Source organism: Actinotignum urinale DSM 15805 (genome assembly GCF_000420445.1).
Taxonomy (GTDB): domain Bacteria; phylum Actinomycetota; class Actinomycetes; order Actinomycetales; family Actinomycetaceae; genus Actinotignum; species Actinotignum urinale.
In genome coordinates this window covers 1-15,876 of sequence record NZ_ATUY01000006.1, presented here as the reverse complement: position 1 = coordinate 15,876, position 15,876 = coordinate 1, and the positions used below count along the sequence as shown (strand labels likewise).

The window sequence follows — 15,876 nt, the reverse complement described above, 5'->3', positions numbered from 1 at the left end:
ACGTAGTGAAAGGAGGTGCGGAAAAACGTAGTGAAAGGAGGTGCGGAAAAACGTAGTGATAAGGAGGCACGGAAAAGTGGCGAACGTGTATGTTCCCAAGAATGCTTGGAAGGAGCTGTTGGAAGGAGCGCTGAATATTTCTACGACAAAAAGCAATGCGATGCTTAATCCTGAACGCGGAGCGGGAAGCGCAATAATGGCAGGAATTGCATGTTCCATAATTCTTTGCGTCCTTATGGCGATAGGCGGGCTTACATGGCTATATGGTCGGGCACAAGCGCGCAGTTTTGCCGATATTACGGCAATCCAGATAGCGGATAGAACCGTGAATCAAGGTCAGAGCGTCAAGGAGGCCTGCGAAAAGGGAAGGAATTCTCTTCGTCGCCAACGCGCTGAGCTTGTTGAATGCCGTTCTCAAGGTGAGCACATTATTATTACGGTGCGCGTTCCGCGATCCCTGCTGTTTCCCGATATTCGGGCAGAAGCAGAAGCTGGACCTGAGTAATGCGCGGCGGGCACGCTGGCTGTTAATCGGGTGATGCAAAAGGCCGGTTGAACCTGGGTAATGCGTGCGGGCAGGCTACTAGTTCCATCACCCAATACAGTGTTCGACGTGGAGTATTGCAACGTGGAGTATTGCAACGTGGAGTATTGCAACGTGGAGTATTACAACGTGGAGTATTACAACGTGTCTGGCATGGCGGCCAGTAGCAGTTGTAATACCTTGATCGCGCCAATTTTAGAGAGAGGAGAATTGTTATTGCCACATTTTGGAGATTGAATACAGCGCGGGCAGCCACTGGAACACGGGCAAGATTCGATACATTCTAATGTTGCCCGTATCCAAGTACTCCCGCAGGAAAAACCCCGTGCAGAAAAACCAGAACCGCCTTCAACAGCATCATGAATAATCACGGTAGCGCACCCTGTATCACCATGGAGTTGAGTTGACAGCCCGCCAAGATCCCAGCGGTCGCATTGAGCGAATAGTGGGAGGAGGCCAATGGTTGCATGTTCGGCACCGTGGAGTGCTCCGGGTAAATCCTCATTCATGAGCCCGGCAGAACGAACCCATTCGGGTGTAATTGTGAACCACACTGCTCCCGTATGCAAAACTCGTTCCGGCAGTAAAAGTGGCTTGGTTGCAAGGAAAACTCCGTCATCAGCACGGCGGATATCATACGATGTTACACGCGAAGTGACCGCAACACGTCCTCGCGCCCACACGCCTACACCGGTAGGAATTGATTGCTCTTCGTCAAGAATAACGACGTGACTCTCTTCCTGGGCAAAGGTTCGCAAACTGTCCTCACGGTGTTCGTGAACAAGGGCTACATCGTCGCACAAACTTTCAACTTCAAAAGGTTTGCCCTGATGAAGATAAATGGCGCCCGGATAAACGGTTGTGTCGGCACGCGATGAATCAACTGTTCCAAGAAGGCTTCCGCTGTGTACGTCGATAATGGAAACCGTGGAATCATCTCCACGCAGGTTAACAACCGACTGGGGAGGTATGCCCGGCCACGCCCACACCCATCCGTGGGGACGACGGCGCAACAAACCCTGACGTGTGAGTTCGTCAAAAAAGGAGGTGTCTTTAAGCCCAAAAAGGGTGCAATCATCGGCGGTTAATGCAAGTTCGCAGGACGCTGCGCATAGCTGTCCGGTAAGGACAGAAGGATTGGTGGGGTCGAAAACAATGGCTTCGGGGGAGGACGTGAGGAGAGTATCTGCATGTTCTAACAAATACTGATCCATGGGATCCTCGCGTCCAATAAAAATGGCGAGCCCTTCTTCTCCCGCCCGTCCAGCGCGCCCAATTTGTTGGAAAAAGGAGGCATGTGTTCGCGGCCAGCCCGTGACAATCACTGCGTCAAGTCCCGAAATATCAATACCTAGCTCTAAAGCGCTTGTTGTTGCCACAGCACGAAGATCGCCTGTGCGTAACTGATGCTCAAGTTCACGCCGTTCTTCGGGAAGGAACCCGCCTCGGTATGCGGCAACATGCTGAGCGAAGGGTGAGCCTTCGGCTTCAAGATATTCCCTCGTGAGTTCGGCAACCCGTTCAGTGCCCGGACGGCTCCGCATAAACGTTAAAACACGAGCGCCATGCGCGACGAGTCGCGTTGTTAAATCTGCTGCTTCAACAGTTGAGGGCCTGCGAACAAGACCGCCGCCCCGTTCGATTGATTTCCCGCGCCACAACACAATGTGTTGCGCGCCTTGTGGGGAACCGTCCTCGGTAACAGCTTTAACATCGTAGCGTTCTCCAAGGAAAAGCTGTGCGGAGGCTTCGGGATGAGCCGTGGTTGCGGATAGAAAGACGACGGTTGGGTGCGCGCCATAATAGGCGGATAAACGCAGTAACCGCCTGACAGTATGGGCAACATGTGCTCCGAAAATTCCACGATAGTTATGAAACTCGTCAATAATAATAAGCCGTAAGCCACGTAGAACTCTTGACCAGCGTTCGTGAGAAGGCAGAAGGGCGTGATGGAGGAAATCCGGATTGCTGAGAATAATATCGGCGTGTTCTCGGGCAAAAGTGCGCATTGGGCTATCGCTATCGCCGTCGCAGAGAGCTACGTTAAAAGATGTGTTAATAAGGCGCGCTAATTCTTGCACATGCGAATATTGATCTGCCGCCAAGGCCTTTGTGGGGGAAAGATAAAGAGCGGTTGGGCGAAAAGTTATCGACGATAGAGAACTGCCACAGGTGTGTGTATCGAGCCATGAAAGCATGGGAACCCAGGCGCTTAAGGATTTACCGGACCCCGTTCCCGTCGCGACAACGGTGTGGGTACCACGAAAAATGTGGTGCATGGCCTCAGCTTGATGCGTCCATGGTTGGGAAATGCCCTGATGAGAACACGCGGTTTGTACGCTTTCTGGAACCTCGCGTGGCCAGGGGGCGTAGCGAGCCGGGCGAGCATCGCGGTGAAGGGTTCCCGCAATCTCGTCGTCGTTTACGCTGTTTACCACCGTGTCAAAAAAGGACGTCACCCTTTGTGTTTACCACGGGCGGATGATTTTTGCCAATGAGCTTGATTAGCTCGCTGCATAAGGGCTCGGCCTGCCAGGACTTCTTCCAGGGCTTGCCTTGCAAGAACCGGTGAAGCATATGCTGCGTGTGGCTCACCGGTTATCATACGATCCCAAGCGAGGTTAAAACTGGGGTGCGTTTAACGTGGGGTGCGTTTAACGTGGGGTGCGTTTAACGTGGGGTGCGTTTAACCGCAAAAACGGGGAGCGCATGAAAACATGCGCTCCCCGCAAGGTTTACAAAGAAGAATTAACAGCAACTCGCATTGATGTTCTCTGCATCGTACTCAGAGCGAGACTTCCAAAACTCACGTTTTGTCATCGGTTTTTCGTTGGGATGCTCGCGCTTGTGGCGAATAAGGTAACGGTCATAGAGAGATTCGCCCGTCATGTCGCGCCACATGCACTTTGCTTTGTGCAATTTTTCTTTCATAGTGAAACCTTTCATTTCCGCAGAGTTGAGTTGGCACGGGGAAACCGGTTAAATCTACGTGGTGTTAACGTAGAAGCTACCGTCGAACATTCATGACATCAAAGTTGCGAGGTCAATGTAATGAGGTTTCTCCACACTTTACTTTAACTCTGAAGAGTGGCAACTATTTTTTATCGTCGCCATGTTCATGCGGATGATGCTGGCCGGGAACCAAATCCGGGTCGCCAACTACAGCGTATTCCGCAACGAGCTTCTTCTCCAAGCTATGAGGAATCATATGCTCCGGGGCATAGAAGTTGGACTCCTGGTAAGGATCTTCAGAATGGCACACCTTTCCAGCGGAAAGGGTTTTTGCAATACGAACAATCGCCATAACCAGAACGAAAGCCACGCAGATAAGGAATACTGCGGACAGAGTTCCCTGAATGAAGGTGTTGCGAACAACGGAGCTCTGGAACGCAATATCCTTACTGTTTCCAGACGCCTTCGCAGCCGCAAGTGCCGTCTTAGCGTTGAAGTACTGGGTGAAGTAGCCAACGTTCTTATCGGGGGAGAAAATCTTTTGCCAGGAAGCGACGAAAGTAATCACAATAACGAAGAGTCCCGGTACGGCAGGAATCCACATGTACTTCTTATACCCCTTATTCACCACAATAACCGTACAGAGAATAAGGGCAATTGCCGCAATCAGCTGGTTCGCCACCCCGAATAGTGGGAAGAGTGTCTTAATTCCGCCTCGCGGATCCGTAACACCCATAAGAAGCAAGGAACCCCAGGACGCAACAACCACAGCCGTCGTCAACCATGCACCAATATGCCAGGAAGGGTCGCGGAACTTCGGCAAAATGTTACCCAACGCATCACCCAACTGGAAACGCGCCACACGGGTCACGGCATCCACAGCGGAAAGGATGAACAACGCCTCAAACATAATGGCGAAGTGGTACCAGAAGGCCATCATGGGTTGCCCGCCACCTATCTGGTGCAGAATGTGGGCAATACCAACGGACAGCGTAGGCGCGCCACCCGTTCGGGACGTAATGGATGTTTCGCCAACGTCCTTCGCTACCTGCGAGAGCGCTTCGCCACCGGTGTAGGTCTTTTCGTTACCCTGTTCATCCCAAGATTCCCACTTGGCTTCGATGCGGTTACCGTGAATATCTGTGACGCCGAGTTTGCGCACGGCTTCAGCGGTAATAGCGCTCTTTTGCTCTTGCGTCGTGGTTTGAGTAATGGAGGTTCCCGCCAGCTTGCTGACGGTGTTTTCCGGAGTGTTCATGCCGAAGTACACGCCGAGGTTCAAGGAGGAGGCCGCAGCCAATGCCATAATGGCGACGAAAGATTCCATCAGCATGCCGGCGTAACCAATCATGCGCGCATGGGTTTCTTTCTGGATCATCTTCGGTGTTGTACCAGAAGAAACGGTTGCGTGCATGCCGGACAGGGCGCCACACGCGATAGTGATAAAGAGGAACGGGAAAATTGCGCCCGCGAATACGGGGCCTTCCGTGTTCAACGCGAATTCCGTCACGGCAGGAAGCTCAACCCACGGGCGAACAATGATGATGCCCACGGCGAGAATGACGATAGTGCCAACCTTCATGAACGTGGACAGGTAATCACGCGGGGTGAGCAACATCCACACGGGAAGAACGGCGGCGAAGAAACCGTAAATAACCATGCACCACACGAGCGTTGTGGGGGACAGGTGAAGGAACTGCTGGCCGAATGAGGATTCGGCAACCCAACGGCCACCGATAATAACGCCGATAAGAGCGGCGAAACCAACAAAGGACACAATCGTAATCGACCCCGGCGAAACAAACCGCAACCACAGCCCCATCGCCACGGCAATCGGAATTGTCATACCAACGGCGAAAACGCCCCAGGCAGATTCGGCAAGCGCGTTCACGCAAATCATGGCGAGAACGGCCAAAACGATCATGAGCATAATAAGAACGATAATGGCGGCAACAGCGCCACCGATTTTCCCGATTTCGTCCACGGCCATCTGGCCCAGTGAACGTCCACCACGTCGCATGGAGAAGAACAGAACGAGCATGTCCTGAACGGCACCGGCAATGCAGACACCGAAAATAATCCACAACGTGCCGGGCAGGTACCCCATTTGTGCCGCAAGAACCGGCCCAACGAGTGGCCCAGCGCCGGCAATAGCCGCGAAGTGATGGCCGTAAAGAACGATGCGGTTCGTCGGATCAAAATCGCGCCCGTTGTTGATTCGCTCTGATGGGGTGGCGTTGGAATCGTCGGGTCGCATAATGCGCTTCTGAATATAGAGCGCGTAGTAACGGTATGCGATGGAGTATGTACATACCGCGGTAATTACGAACCAAATTGTGTTGACACGTTCGCCTCGGTGAAGTGCGAGCATGTACCAGCCGAGTACGCCAAGAAGAGTAATGATAATCCAGGTGACAACTTTGGTAGGAGTCCACCGATTGTGGGGTTTGATTCCTACAGGTACACCTTTTTTATTGCGAATGATGAGTTTTTCTTCCTCGGCGGTGTATGTAGGAAGAACTTCTTCATGAACAGACATGAATCCCTCTCTATCTAAATAGCATTGTGTGCAAAAAATACGCAGGGTGTACTGTGAGTGAAAATGACTTACAGTTTCTATGAAATAATGTGGGAGCTTGTGATTAGAGGTGTATAACGCCGTTATCGTAGCCTCCTGTTAACCAGGTTAGTGGCAGGAAGTTCCCAAAATATTTACAGATGCACAATACCACACCTCTGCATGTCATGGGTCACAAAATCTTGGGTCATGCGGTAAATTAACGGAGCAATTTTGCTATCGTTAAATATGGTGAAAAACCGTTATCGTCGGCTGAAATGATGGGTATGCAGAATGAATTTTTTCCACACAAATCACGCCGAAAAGTATATAGATGCACTCGCAGAGGCCTTACGTAAAGATTTAGAAATATATACGACGACGAATATCCGCGATTTTCTTGGCGTTGATGCTTATGAGGCGCTGTCGCGGGTGCAGCGGGTTCCGGCTTTACGGGTATGCCGGGCAGTATCCGCGCCCACCGCCGTCGAACAAAATGAAGATCAACGTTTGGCTGTGATAATACGGCTCGTGTTGCTGGGAGATTGTGTTGTAGCTACGGAAGCTGCGGGCGCGTTTGCGTCGGTGTGGGCCGATCCGCAGTTGCGTGCGTGTATGTTTTCGCAGCAACGCGCGAATGAAAATTCTGCTGAGGATAGCCCTTTATGTGAGGCGGAGTCCGCGGATTGCGTAGGGGGCACGGAAACACATTATGCGAGAAATGCCGATGCGCCCCGCGCTGACAACATTTCGGCGCGTAGTGGCAACGCGATGGTGTGTGCGAATTTTTCAATTGAGGCCGTCGGCATGGACGAAAATTGGCCACATATTGCTGAACGGTTAGCGGATTCTCACGTGGAGGATCCCGCGAATATGTTGCCCTTCACACCCCGACTTCGTGCAGAAGAGGAAACCCTCCTCGTCGCCTCAGATTTTGGTGAGCTCGCCTGCCGTATTCCGCGCGAAGATCACGTCATGCCGGTTGGTGGCGCCTCGCGTACACTCGCTCAAATTATTCGGTACGGGCGCGGAGCGGTTCTCGATATCGGTACGGGGTGTGGGATTCATGCGCTGTGTGCGGCGCTCGCGGGTAGGGACGTGGTGGCGACAGATATTTCGCCTCGCGCTTTGCGTTATGCGCGGTTGAACGCTGCCCTTGCGGGGGTTTCCATAGATTTTCGTGAGGGTTCCCTATGTGAACCTGTAACGGAATGTTTCACGACGATTATTTCCAACCCGCCTTTCGTTATCACGCCACAAAAGGTGAGGGACACGGTGAATTTCGAATATCGTGATGGCGGCCGCGAAGGCGATTCGCTTATTGCCGAGCTTGTGGGTGAACTGCCCCGGCATTTGGCGAAGGATGGGCGCGCATATCTTTTATTTAACGCGGAAATTCACGGTTCGCAGTGGGATATGGGGCCACGAAAATGGGCAGAGCTTGCCGGTTTAGACGCATGGATTGTGGGGCGCGACGATATAGATCCCTCGCGCTACGCCGAAATGTGGCTTCGTGATGGTGGTTTTACCCCGCGAGATAAGGGCTATGAGGAAACGTACGCTACGTGGCTTGAGGATTTTGAGGCGCGAGGCGTTGTGGGCGTTTCTATGGGGTACCTTATTTTGGGTCATCCTGAAGAGGCCGGTATTTTGGATCATCCTGAAAAGACCGGCATTCCGTGTCATCCTGAAGGTGCCCGTTCTGCTTCCTTTGCAGAAATTGAACCCCCTTCACAAAAGCCTACTATTCACTCTCGCATGTTCCGCGGCCCCCTTCAGTCGGGCGTACGTGACTACTTCGAACGTTGCTGGACTTCACGCCGTCTTTCCCAACGTGGAGATACGGAACTGGGAGGAAAAAAGCTTCAGCGCATAGGCGTCGTCGAACATCGATATTTTGAACCAGGAAACGATTCTCCCCTTCAACTTCTTCTCACACAAACTCAAGGTATGGAACACAGTGTCCCGGTCGGGACGGCAACGGCTGCCGTTGTGGGCGCTTGCGATGGGCAACTTGATGTGAACACCTTGTGCCGAGCTGTAGCGCAACTTTTGGATGAAAATCCGCAAAGCGTCCTAGATGAAGTTCTCCCTGCTCTCAGGGAACTGATCGATATTGGCATGCTTGTGGATGCCGACGAGGTAGCGTGAGTTCGGTTGTGGACAAAGTCGCGTGAGCCAGGGTTTCGACGAAGCCACGTGAACCTGGGTGTGGATAACGCCGAACATGCGTGAACCAAAATGTGGACAAAAATACCCCTGCTTGTGGATGAAAGTAAATCGGAACACTTTTCATCGTGTACCCTAGAATCGTTTCCCCAATAGGGTGCGATATTGCTAGTCTGGTAAGAGGACTAGTAAAAATTAAAGAAAAGGACATGTTGTGAGCAAGCTGGTCATTGTGGAATCTCCCGCAAAAGCGCGCACTATTGGCCGTTATCTCGGCAATGACTACACGGTGATGGCATCAATTGGTCACATACGTGATTTGCCACAACCTTCCGAGCTTCCAGCAGATATGAAAAAAGGTCCTTTCGGACGTTTTGCCGTAGATGTGGACAACGATTTCACACCGTATTATGTTGTCGCAGCCGATAAAAAGAAAACTGTGAGCGACATCAAAAAAGCTTTGAAGGATTCCAGCGAACTCCTGCTCGCAACCGATGAGGATCGCGAAGGTGAAGCAATTGCCTGGCACCTTTACGAAGTTCTCAAACCCAAAATTCCCACAAAACGCATGGTTTTCCACGAAATTACGCCGGAAGCTATCCAGCGAGCCCTCGACAACCCGCGTGATTTGGACACGAAACTCGTTGACGCGCAGGAAACGCGACGCATTTTAGATCGCCTTGTGGGCTACGAAGTTTCCCCGCTACTGTGGCGCAAGGTTTCGGCGGGCTTGTCCGCTGGGCGCGTGCAGTCCGTGGCTACCAGGCTCGTTGTGGATCGCGAACGTGAACGCCTCGCCTTTGTGAAAGCAAGTTATTGGGACGTTTCCGCAACCTTTGGGGACACTGAAAAATTTGGTGCGAAACTCCAGTTCGTTGACGGCGCGCGTATCGCCACGGGTAAAGATTTTGGCGACGACGGACAACTCGGCGCTAAAGCAATAAAAGCAGGCGTGCGCGCTCTCACTGAGGAAACTGCTCTTGCCGTCGCGCAGGCTGTGGACTCAAAGCGTGGCCGTGTTTCCGCGCTTGAGGAAAAACCGTACCGTCGTCGTCCCGCAGCTCCGTTCACAACGTCAACATTGCAGCAGGAGGCGGGGCGTAAACTCCGCATGAGCTCGCGTCAAACAATGCGAACCGCTCAGACCCTCTACGAATCCGGATATATCACCTACATGCGAACGGATTCCACGAATCTTTCTGAGCAGGCAATCAGCGCGGCGAGGGCGCAAATTAAAGAAATGTACGGGGCGCAAAATTTGCCAGCAAAGCCACGAATTTACTCGAAGGCTACGAAGGGTGCGCAGGAGGCGCATGAGGCTATTCGCCCTGCAGGGGATCATTTCCGCACCCCCGCCCAGGTTCGCGGGGTATTGAAAGGCGCGGAATATAGCCTGTATGAGCTTATTTGGAAGCGTACGATTGCATCCCAGATGGAAGATGCGTTGGGCACAACGGCGTCTGTGAAGCTCGACGTTGATCTTGAGGGCGCAGCGGGTGCGAATGTGGCAACATTTGGGGCGTCCGGTACCGTGATTACCTTCCGCGGGTTTTTGGCCGCCTATGAGGAAGGGCAGGACGCCCATCGCTACGAAGATGAGGCGGAGTCTCGCCTTCCTGCGTTGCGCATGGATGAAACTGTTGCGGTGGAAGAACTCTCGGCGGAGGGGCACGAAACCCTGCCACCGCCCCGATATACAGAAGCCTCTCTCGTGAAGAAAATGGAGGAGCTCGGTATTGGGCGTCCTTCCACGTATGCGTCGACGATTTCCACCATATCGGATCGTGGCTATGTGGAGCATCGCGGGCAGGCTCTGGTTCCCACGTGGACGGCGTTTTCTGTGGTGCGATTGCTGGAAGAAAATTTGCCGGACATGGTGGACTATGATTTCACGGCGAGTATGGAAACCAATTTGGATCATATTGCTACAGGCGAGGAAGATCCGGTTCATTATCTTTCCCGTTTCTGGAGGGGAACCGAGAGCAAGCCAGGGCTTGAAGGGCGCGTGGAATCCTTGGGAGACATTGACGCGCGTGCACTAAATTCGACGACGATTGCCGAAGGTATTGTTGTACGCAATGGTCGCTATGGTCCGTATTTGGAAATTAACGACGGCGAAAAACGTGTATCTATCCCGCAGGGAATGGCACCCGATGAGTTAACGGAAGAAGCTGCGAAGGAACTCATTGAGAAGTCCGCATCCGATGGGCGCGAGCTGGGTGTGGATCCAGAATCGCAACACACCGTTCTTGTGAAAACGGGACGTTTTGGCCCGTATGTTACGGAAATTATTCCTGAGGGTGAGGTGACATATACGGCCACAGGGCGCGTGTCGAAGAAACCGCCGAAACCGCGTACGGCGTCTCTATTAAAGACGATGAGCCCGGAAACCGTTACGCTTGAGGATGCTTTGCAACTATTGCGCCTTCCGCGCGTTATTGGACAGGGCGAAGATGGTGTAGATATTACGGCACATAATGGGCGTTACGGGCCCTATATTGTGCACGGGAAAGACACCCGTTCATTGGAAAACGAAGAGCAGATTTTCTCTTTAACCCTCGATGAAGCTAAAGAGGTTTTGAGCCAACCCAAGCGCAGGCGCGGGCAGGCACAGGCGCGTCCTCCGCTTGCCGAGTTCGGGTCAGATCCCGTGTCGGAAAAACCGGTTGTGTTGAAAGACGGGCGTTTCGGGCCGTATGTGACGGATGGAATCACGAATGCTTCGTTGAAGCGTGATGATATGCCGGAGCATATTACGAAGGAACGTGCTTTCGAATTGTTGGCTGAACGCCGTGCGAAGGGGCCAGCAAAAAAGACTCGCGCGAAGAAAACAACAAAAAAGGGAACCACGACGAAGGCAACGGCGAAGAAGAGCGCAACAAAAACCGCTACCAAGGCAACGACTAGGAAAAGTAGCACAGCGAAAAGTGCTGCGAAGAAAGCAACAGACTAGTGAAAGCCGCAAAAACACCAACAACAGCTAGTGTGCTTGAAACAGGTGGCCTTTCTGAAATGCCCTGCGTTGCTATAACCGCCGACGTTCCTGAAACAACATCGGTAGCTTCAGCGGTTCCGCAATCGAGTCGAGGAATTTTCATCACATTTGAGGGCGGAGACGGCGCAGGTAAAAGCACGCAAATTGAACTCCTAAGCCAATATTTGGAATCGCGTGGGAAAACCGTCGTACAAACTCTGGAACCGGGAGGAACGGAGCTGGGGCGCAATATCCGAGAGTTGCTTCTTCATGGTGGGCAGGTAAGCCCGCGCGCGGAAGCCCTGCTGTATGCGGCGGATCGTGCCCAGCATGTTGATTGCCTCATTCGTCCGGCTTTAGAGGCTGGGCAGGTGGTGATTTCGGATCGATACATTGATTCTTCGCTCGCCTATCAGGGCGGTGCGCGCGATCTTGGCGAGGAGATTACCCAACTTTCACAGTGGGCAACCCAAAATTTGTGGCCGGATGTGACGGTTCTCCTGGATATTGATCCGCGTATTGGATTGCGCAGAGCTATGGACGCCGAACCGGATATTGAATACGACCGTATGGAAGCCGAATCTCTGGCGTTCCACGAAGCCGTCCGTGCGCGATTCCTTGAGTTGGCTACCGCGGATCCTTCCCGCTATCTCGTCGTTGACGCCACCCTTTCCCGCGAAAAAATCGCTACAAAAATTCGCGCCCGAATAGACGAACATTTTTCCCAAAATCTTACGGCTTGCGAACATTCGGAAAAGCCTCTTACTCGCGAGACTGGGGAGAATCCGGTTTGCGAACATACGAAAGAGCAGCTTGCCCGCGAGGCTGGGGAGAATTCTACTTGCGAGAATGAATCTATTACCCGCGGTGCCGGAGAGAATCCTGATGGAGAGAATCCCGCCTGCGCGAATAAAAAACAACATGCCGGCACTAACGCCGTTTCCAAGGCCCCTAAGGACTAGCCGTGAGCGTCTGGGAAGCTGCCTGTTCACAAGCAGCCGTCGTCGAAACACTTCAACGGGCAGTGCGTGCGTCCCGCGGGAATAGCGATATGGCGAGCGCCGCGATGAGCCAGGCGTGGCTCATAACAGGCCCACCCGGTTCGGGGCGCTCTATTGTGGCACGCGCTTTTGCCGCCGCGCTTGAGTGTACGGAGGAAGAGCCGGGCTGTGGGCGTTGCCACGGATGTACGACAACGCTCGCCGGCACCCACCCGGATGTTGAACTTTACGATACGGCGGCGGTGATAATTAGTGTGGAGGATACTCGCGCGCTCGTCGCAAAATCTTATGTTTTTCCTACCGTGGGGCGTAAGCGCGTTATTGCGATTGAGGATGCGGATCGCATGTTGGAGCGCACAACGAACGTGTTGCTTAAAGCAATGGAGGAGCCACCACCGGATACCGTGTGGATTTTGATTACATCCTCGCCACAAGATGTTTTGCCTACGATACGCTCACGTTGCCGTATCGTGACGTTGAAAGTTCCCGACGCGGGTGATGTTGCGTCTATTATTCATGCCGATCATTCTGAGATGTCCACGGATGAGGCGTTAAATATTGCTTTGATGGCGCAATGCCACATTGGGCGCGCTCGAGGTTTGGCGCGCGATATTGTGGCGCGTGAGGAGAGAAAGGCCTTGCTCAGCGCGGTGTTACGTTTGAACACGGTGGGTGATTGCGTATTTGCGGCAAAAGATATCGTGGATCATTTTCCTGCGGTCCGGAAAAAATATGTGGAAAAGGGTGGCGAAACTGTTCAAGAGGAGTTGCGTCGTAACGAATTGGAACGGTTCCGCACAAGTATTGGTTTGCGCGACGGCGACAAAGAATCTGCCTCGCAACGTGCGCAAATTCGCCAGTTCACGGAGGCCCAAAAAAAGCAGGAGACGCGGCAACATCGCGATTATATAGATCGTGTTTTGCTGGATATTTTGAGCCTCTACCGTGATATTTTAACGCTACAGTTGGGCTCGGACGTGGGTGTGATGAATCGAGATTTTGAGGCACATTGCGAAAGTGTTGCATCCCAACTTACCTTGGGGGAAACCCTTGAACGAATGGATGCGATAGCGCACGCCCGAGAGCGGATTGGCAGGAATATGCCACCTCAACTTGCGCTCGAAGCGCTTTTTGTTAACTTGAGACTCCAGAAAAGATAACGTCGGTGGGGCGGAATGTGGTTTTCGCTGTGCTTTTCGCCGTGGTGCTTCGCTGTGCGTCTCTGTGCTTTTCTGTGCTTTTCGCTTTCTTTCGCCATGTAGTGTCATTTTAGGGGTGGCGGACGAATTCCCTTGCTATCCTTGACCTATGAGAAAACGACTTTTCGGCGTAATGGCTACGGTTCTGATTGTTCTTTCAGGCTGTTCTGGTTCATTAACTCATTCGCAAGATATATTCCAGAAGGAATCGCAGTCATCCCATGAAGATAAGGCGGCGGATTACGATAGCGCACTCGCCAAATTCTATGAACAAAAAGTGTCGTGGAATAATTGCGGGAAAGACGAATGCGCCGAAGTAGAAGTTCCTCTCGACTACAAGAATCCCGAAGGGAAAACTATTACAATCGCGATGAAAAAAACACCCGCGACTAAAAAAGAAGATAAGCAAGGAACAATTTTCCTTAACCCCGGCGGTCCGGGCGGGTCTGGTATCGATATGCTCAAGATGGCGCGAGAATATCTCGGATCTTCTGTCATGCGCGTTTTTGACGTGATTGGTTTTGATCCTAGAGGTGTCGGGAAATCAACCGCCGTGAAATGCTTCCCGGATGATGAAACCAAGGCAAAATACATAGATACCACGATTCCGGACAATACTCCTCAATATGAGGAAAAAATACAGAACCTTCAAAAAGAAATAGCGGATTTGTGTGAACAATACAGTGGCGATCTTCTCCCGTTCGTGGGAACAGATTCGGCAGCAAAAGATCTTGATATTTTGCGTCACCTTGCAGGTGATTCACGGCTCAATTACCTGGGTTTCTCCTACGGAACCTACCTTGGAGCCCAATATGCGGACTTATTCCCCAAGCATGTTGGTCGCTTGGTTTTGGACGGCGCCGTGGATTCTAGCATGGGGTCGGCGCGCATGGTGGTAGAACAAAGCCATGCTTTCGAAGTTGCCGCGAAGCGTTTCGTCGAATGGTGTCAACAGAATCTCGCAAACTCGTGCCCCGTGAAGGGGAGTGTCGAAGAGGGCTTGAAGGACATGCGCAAAATTATCGACGACGCATCGGCCAAACCGATGCAAAGTGACTACAGTAGTATTCCTTTCACCGGCGAGCAAGCGCTCTCTGCGCTCACTCTTCCTTTATATAGCAAACAAATGTGGTCCACGCTGGCGAAGGCTCTGAATGAATATGAACGTTCTGGGAACGTTTCAACTCTTCAAATGGTGGCATTCATTGCTCAAGATCGCCAACAAGATGGCAAGTTTACCTCCAACATGACAGAGGCAAACTGGGCAATTAACTGCGCAGATTACCCGCCAATGACGAAGGAAGAAATCGCGAAAGCGAGCGCGGAAACAAAGGACGGCTTGTTATTCCACGACGACTACGCTTCTTCGGACATGTGTGCCGTCTGGCCGTATAAGGTAAGCAAAAAGCGTGGCCCGTTTAAGGCGAAGGGCTCCCCAACAATTTTGGTGATTGGCACTAAGTATGATCCCGCCACGCCGTATTCGTGGTCGAAGGCATTAGCGTCACACCTTGAGAACACGCGGTTGATAACCTATGAGGGCGACGGACATACCGCTTTCGGTGGCCCCAGCAATTGCGTGAATCAGCCCGTGCGCGAGTTCTTTAGGAAAGGCAAGTTGCCCGAGGAGGATGTCACCTGCCCAGCCAAGTAGCCGTAGCCGGTTTCGGGTTCATAACCTGTTTCTAGGGGCGAAGGTTTTCTGCTCTTCCGTTGCCTGACTCGGGGTTATTCGGATGGTTAACATTACATGACTTGGGGTTATTTTGATGGTAGACATTGTGTGGCTTGGGGTTTTCTGATGGTTAATGCGGTGTTGTGAATGATGCGCGGAAGTCCGTAATGTCCCGGATTGTGTTCAAGTTGTCCTCGTTGTTTCGACGGCAGCGCGAAGCTATTTTTCCTCAACCTGTTGAGACGTAGCTTAAACCACGTCGTTACGGCTTGCGTGGCACTTGGATTACTCGCTAATATAGCAACGTTGCACTTTTCCACAAGAGGGGCGCAACATTAAGCCGTGGAAACGCGGTGTGCCACCTTAGCTCAGTCGGCAGAGCGATTCACTCGTAATGAATAGGTCGAGAGTTCGATTCTCTCAGGTGGCTCTGGAAGTAGTCCGTAACCTTGTTGGTTGCGGATTTTTTCTTGCTCTAATTCAACTGTTTCTTCCGGTAAAAGCGGCTCTTCGGATTTTGGTGGGGTGGGGGGGGTTTAAAAAGTGGTGAAGGTAGTTCATGATTAGTGTGTGAATAAAAAACGAAAAACTACCTTCACCACGTCTGATTCTACCGAAATTTTGGCTTGTTTAGTAAGTTTGAAAGATGTCAGGCTTATAGGTTATAGGCGTGATGGGCCTCGACAAGAATTATGGATAGAACAAGTTGTGAAAACACCGGTGAGGTGTTCTGCATGTTCTAGTAAAGCTGTGGTCAAAGATCGTCCTTGTGTGCGTTATATCGATCTTCCTGTCTACGGGCGGC

Annotated in this window: 10 protein-coding genes and 1 tRNA gene; 8 read left to right on the top strand and 3 right to left on the bottom strand. The window is 52.1% G+C overall.

Features of this window, described 5'->3' with window-relative positions; translation table 11 throughout:
* Positions 1–76 precede the first annotated feature (76 nt).
* Positions 77–505, top strand: a complete 429-nt coding sequence (locus G445_RS0105260; RefSeq protein WP_022866505.1) for an Rv3654c family TadE-like protein — start codon at positions 77–79, stop codon at positions 503–505.
* A gap of 176 nt (positions 506–681) precedes the next feature.
* Here the strand turns inward: G445_RS0105260 and G445_RS0105255 are convergent, their stop codons facing one another.
* The 3 genes from G445_RS0105255 to G445_RS0105245 all read right to left on the bottom strand — a co-directional run bounded on the left by G445_RS0105255 (position 682) and on the right by G445_RS0105245 (position 6,035).
* A complete protein-coding gene (locus G445_RS0105255) occupies positions 682–3,003 on the bottom strand; it encodes a DEAD/DEAH box helicase (protein ID WP_022866504.1) in 2,322 nt (773 codons plus the stop codon).
* A 289-nt stretch (positions 3,004–3,292) separates the two neighbouring features.
* Complete coding sequence (locus G445_RS0105250; protein ID WP_022866503.1) at positions 3,293–3,475, bottom strand: CstA-like transporter-associated (seleno)protein; 183 nt, start codon at positions 3,473–3,475, stop codon at positions 3,293–3,295.
* A gap of 163 nt (positions 3,476–3,638) precedes the next feature.
* Positions 3,639–6,035: a carbon starvation CstA family protein gene (locus G445_RS0105245; protein ID WP_022866502.1), complete on the bottom strand. Its 2,397-nt coding sequence runs from the start codon at positions 6,033–6,035 to the stop codon at positions 3,639–3,641.
* Between the two features lie 312 nt (positions 6,036–6,347).
* Between G445_RS0105245 and G445_RS0105240 the strand changes: the two genes are divergently transcribed.
* From G445_RS0105240 to G445_RS11760, 7 genes are all read left to right on the top strand, one after another.
* Entirely contained in the window at positions 6,348–8,204 is a 1,857-nt protein-coding gene (locus tag G445_RS0105240; protein WP_022866501.1) for a DUF7059 domain-containing protein, read from the top strand.
* A 232-nt stretch (positions 8,205–8,436) separates the two neighbouring features.
* The gene (topA, locus tag G445_RS0105235; protein ID WP_022866500.1) at positions 8,437–11,175 is read left to right on the top strand and encodes a type I DNA topoisomerase; all 2,739 of its coding nucleotides are present in this window, start codon (positions 8,437–8,439) and stop codon (positions 11,173–11,175) included.
* Complete coding sequence (tmk, locus tag G445_RS09865; protein ID WP_022866499.1) at positions 11,175–12,158, top strand: dTMP kinase; 984 nt, start codon at positions 11,175–11,177, stop codon at positions 12,156–12,158. The genes topA and tmk overlap by 1 nt, the downstream gene beginning before the upstream one ends.
* 2 nt (positions 12,159–12,160) lie before the next feature.
* Positions 12,161–13,357 carry a DNA polymerase III subunit delta' gene (locus G445_RS0105225; protein WP_022866498.1) on the top strand — a complete coding sequence of 399 codons (1,197 nt, stop codon included), beginning with the start codon at positions 12,161–12,163 and terminating at the stop codon, positions 13,355–13,357.
* A gap of 148 nt (positions 13,358–13,505) precedes the next feature.
* Complete coding sequence (locus G445_RS0105220) at positions 13,506–15,050, top strand: alpha/beta hydrolase (RefSeq protein ID WP_022866497.1); 1,545 nt, start codon at positions 13,506–13,508, stop codon at positions 15,048–15,050.
* 378 nt (positions 15,051–15,428) lie between these two features.
* Positions 15,429–15,501 (top strand) — tRNA-Thr (locus G445_RS0105215).
* Between the two features lie 140 nt (positions 15,502–15,641).
* A partial coding sequence (locus G445_RS11760; RefSeq protein WP_211210509.1) for a hypothetical protein occupies positions 15,642–15,876 on the top strand: 235 nt, incomplete at its 3' end.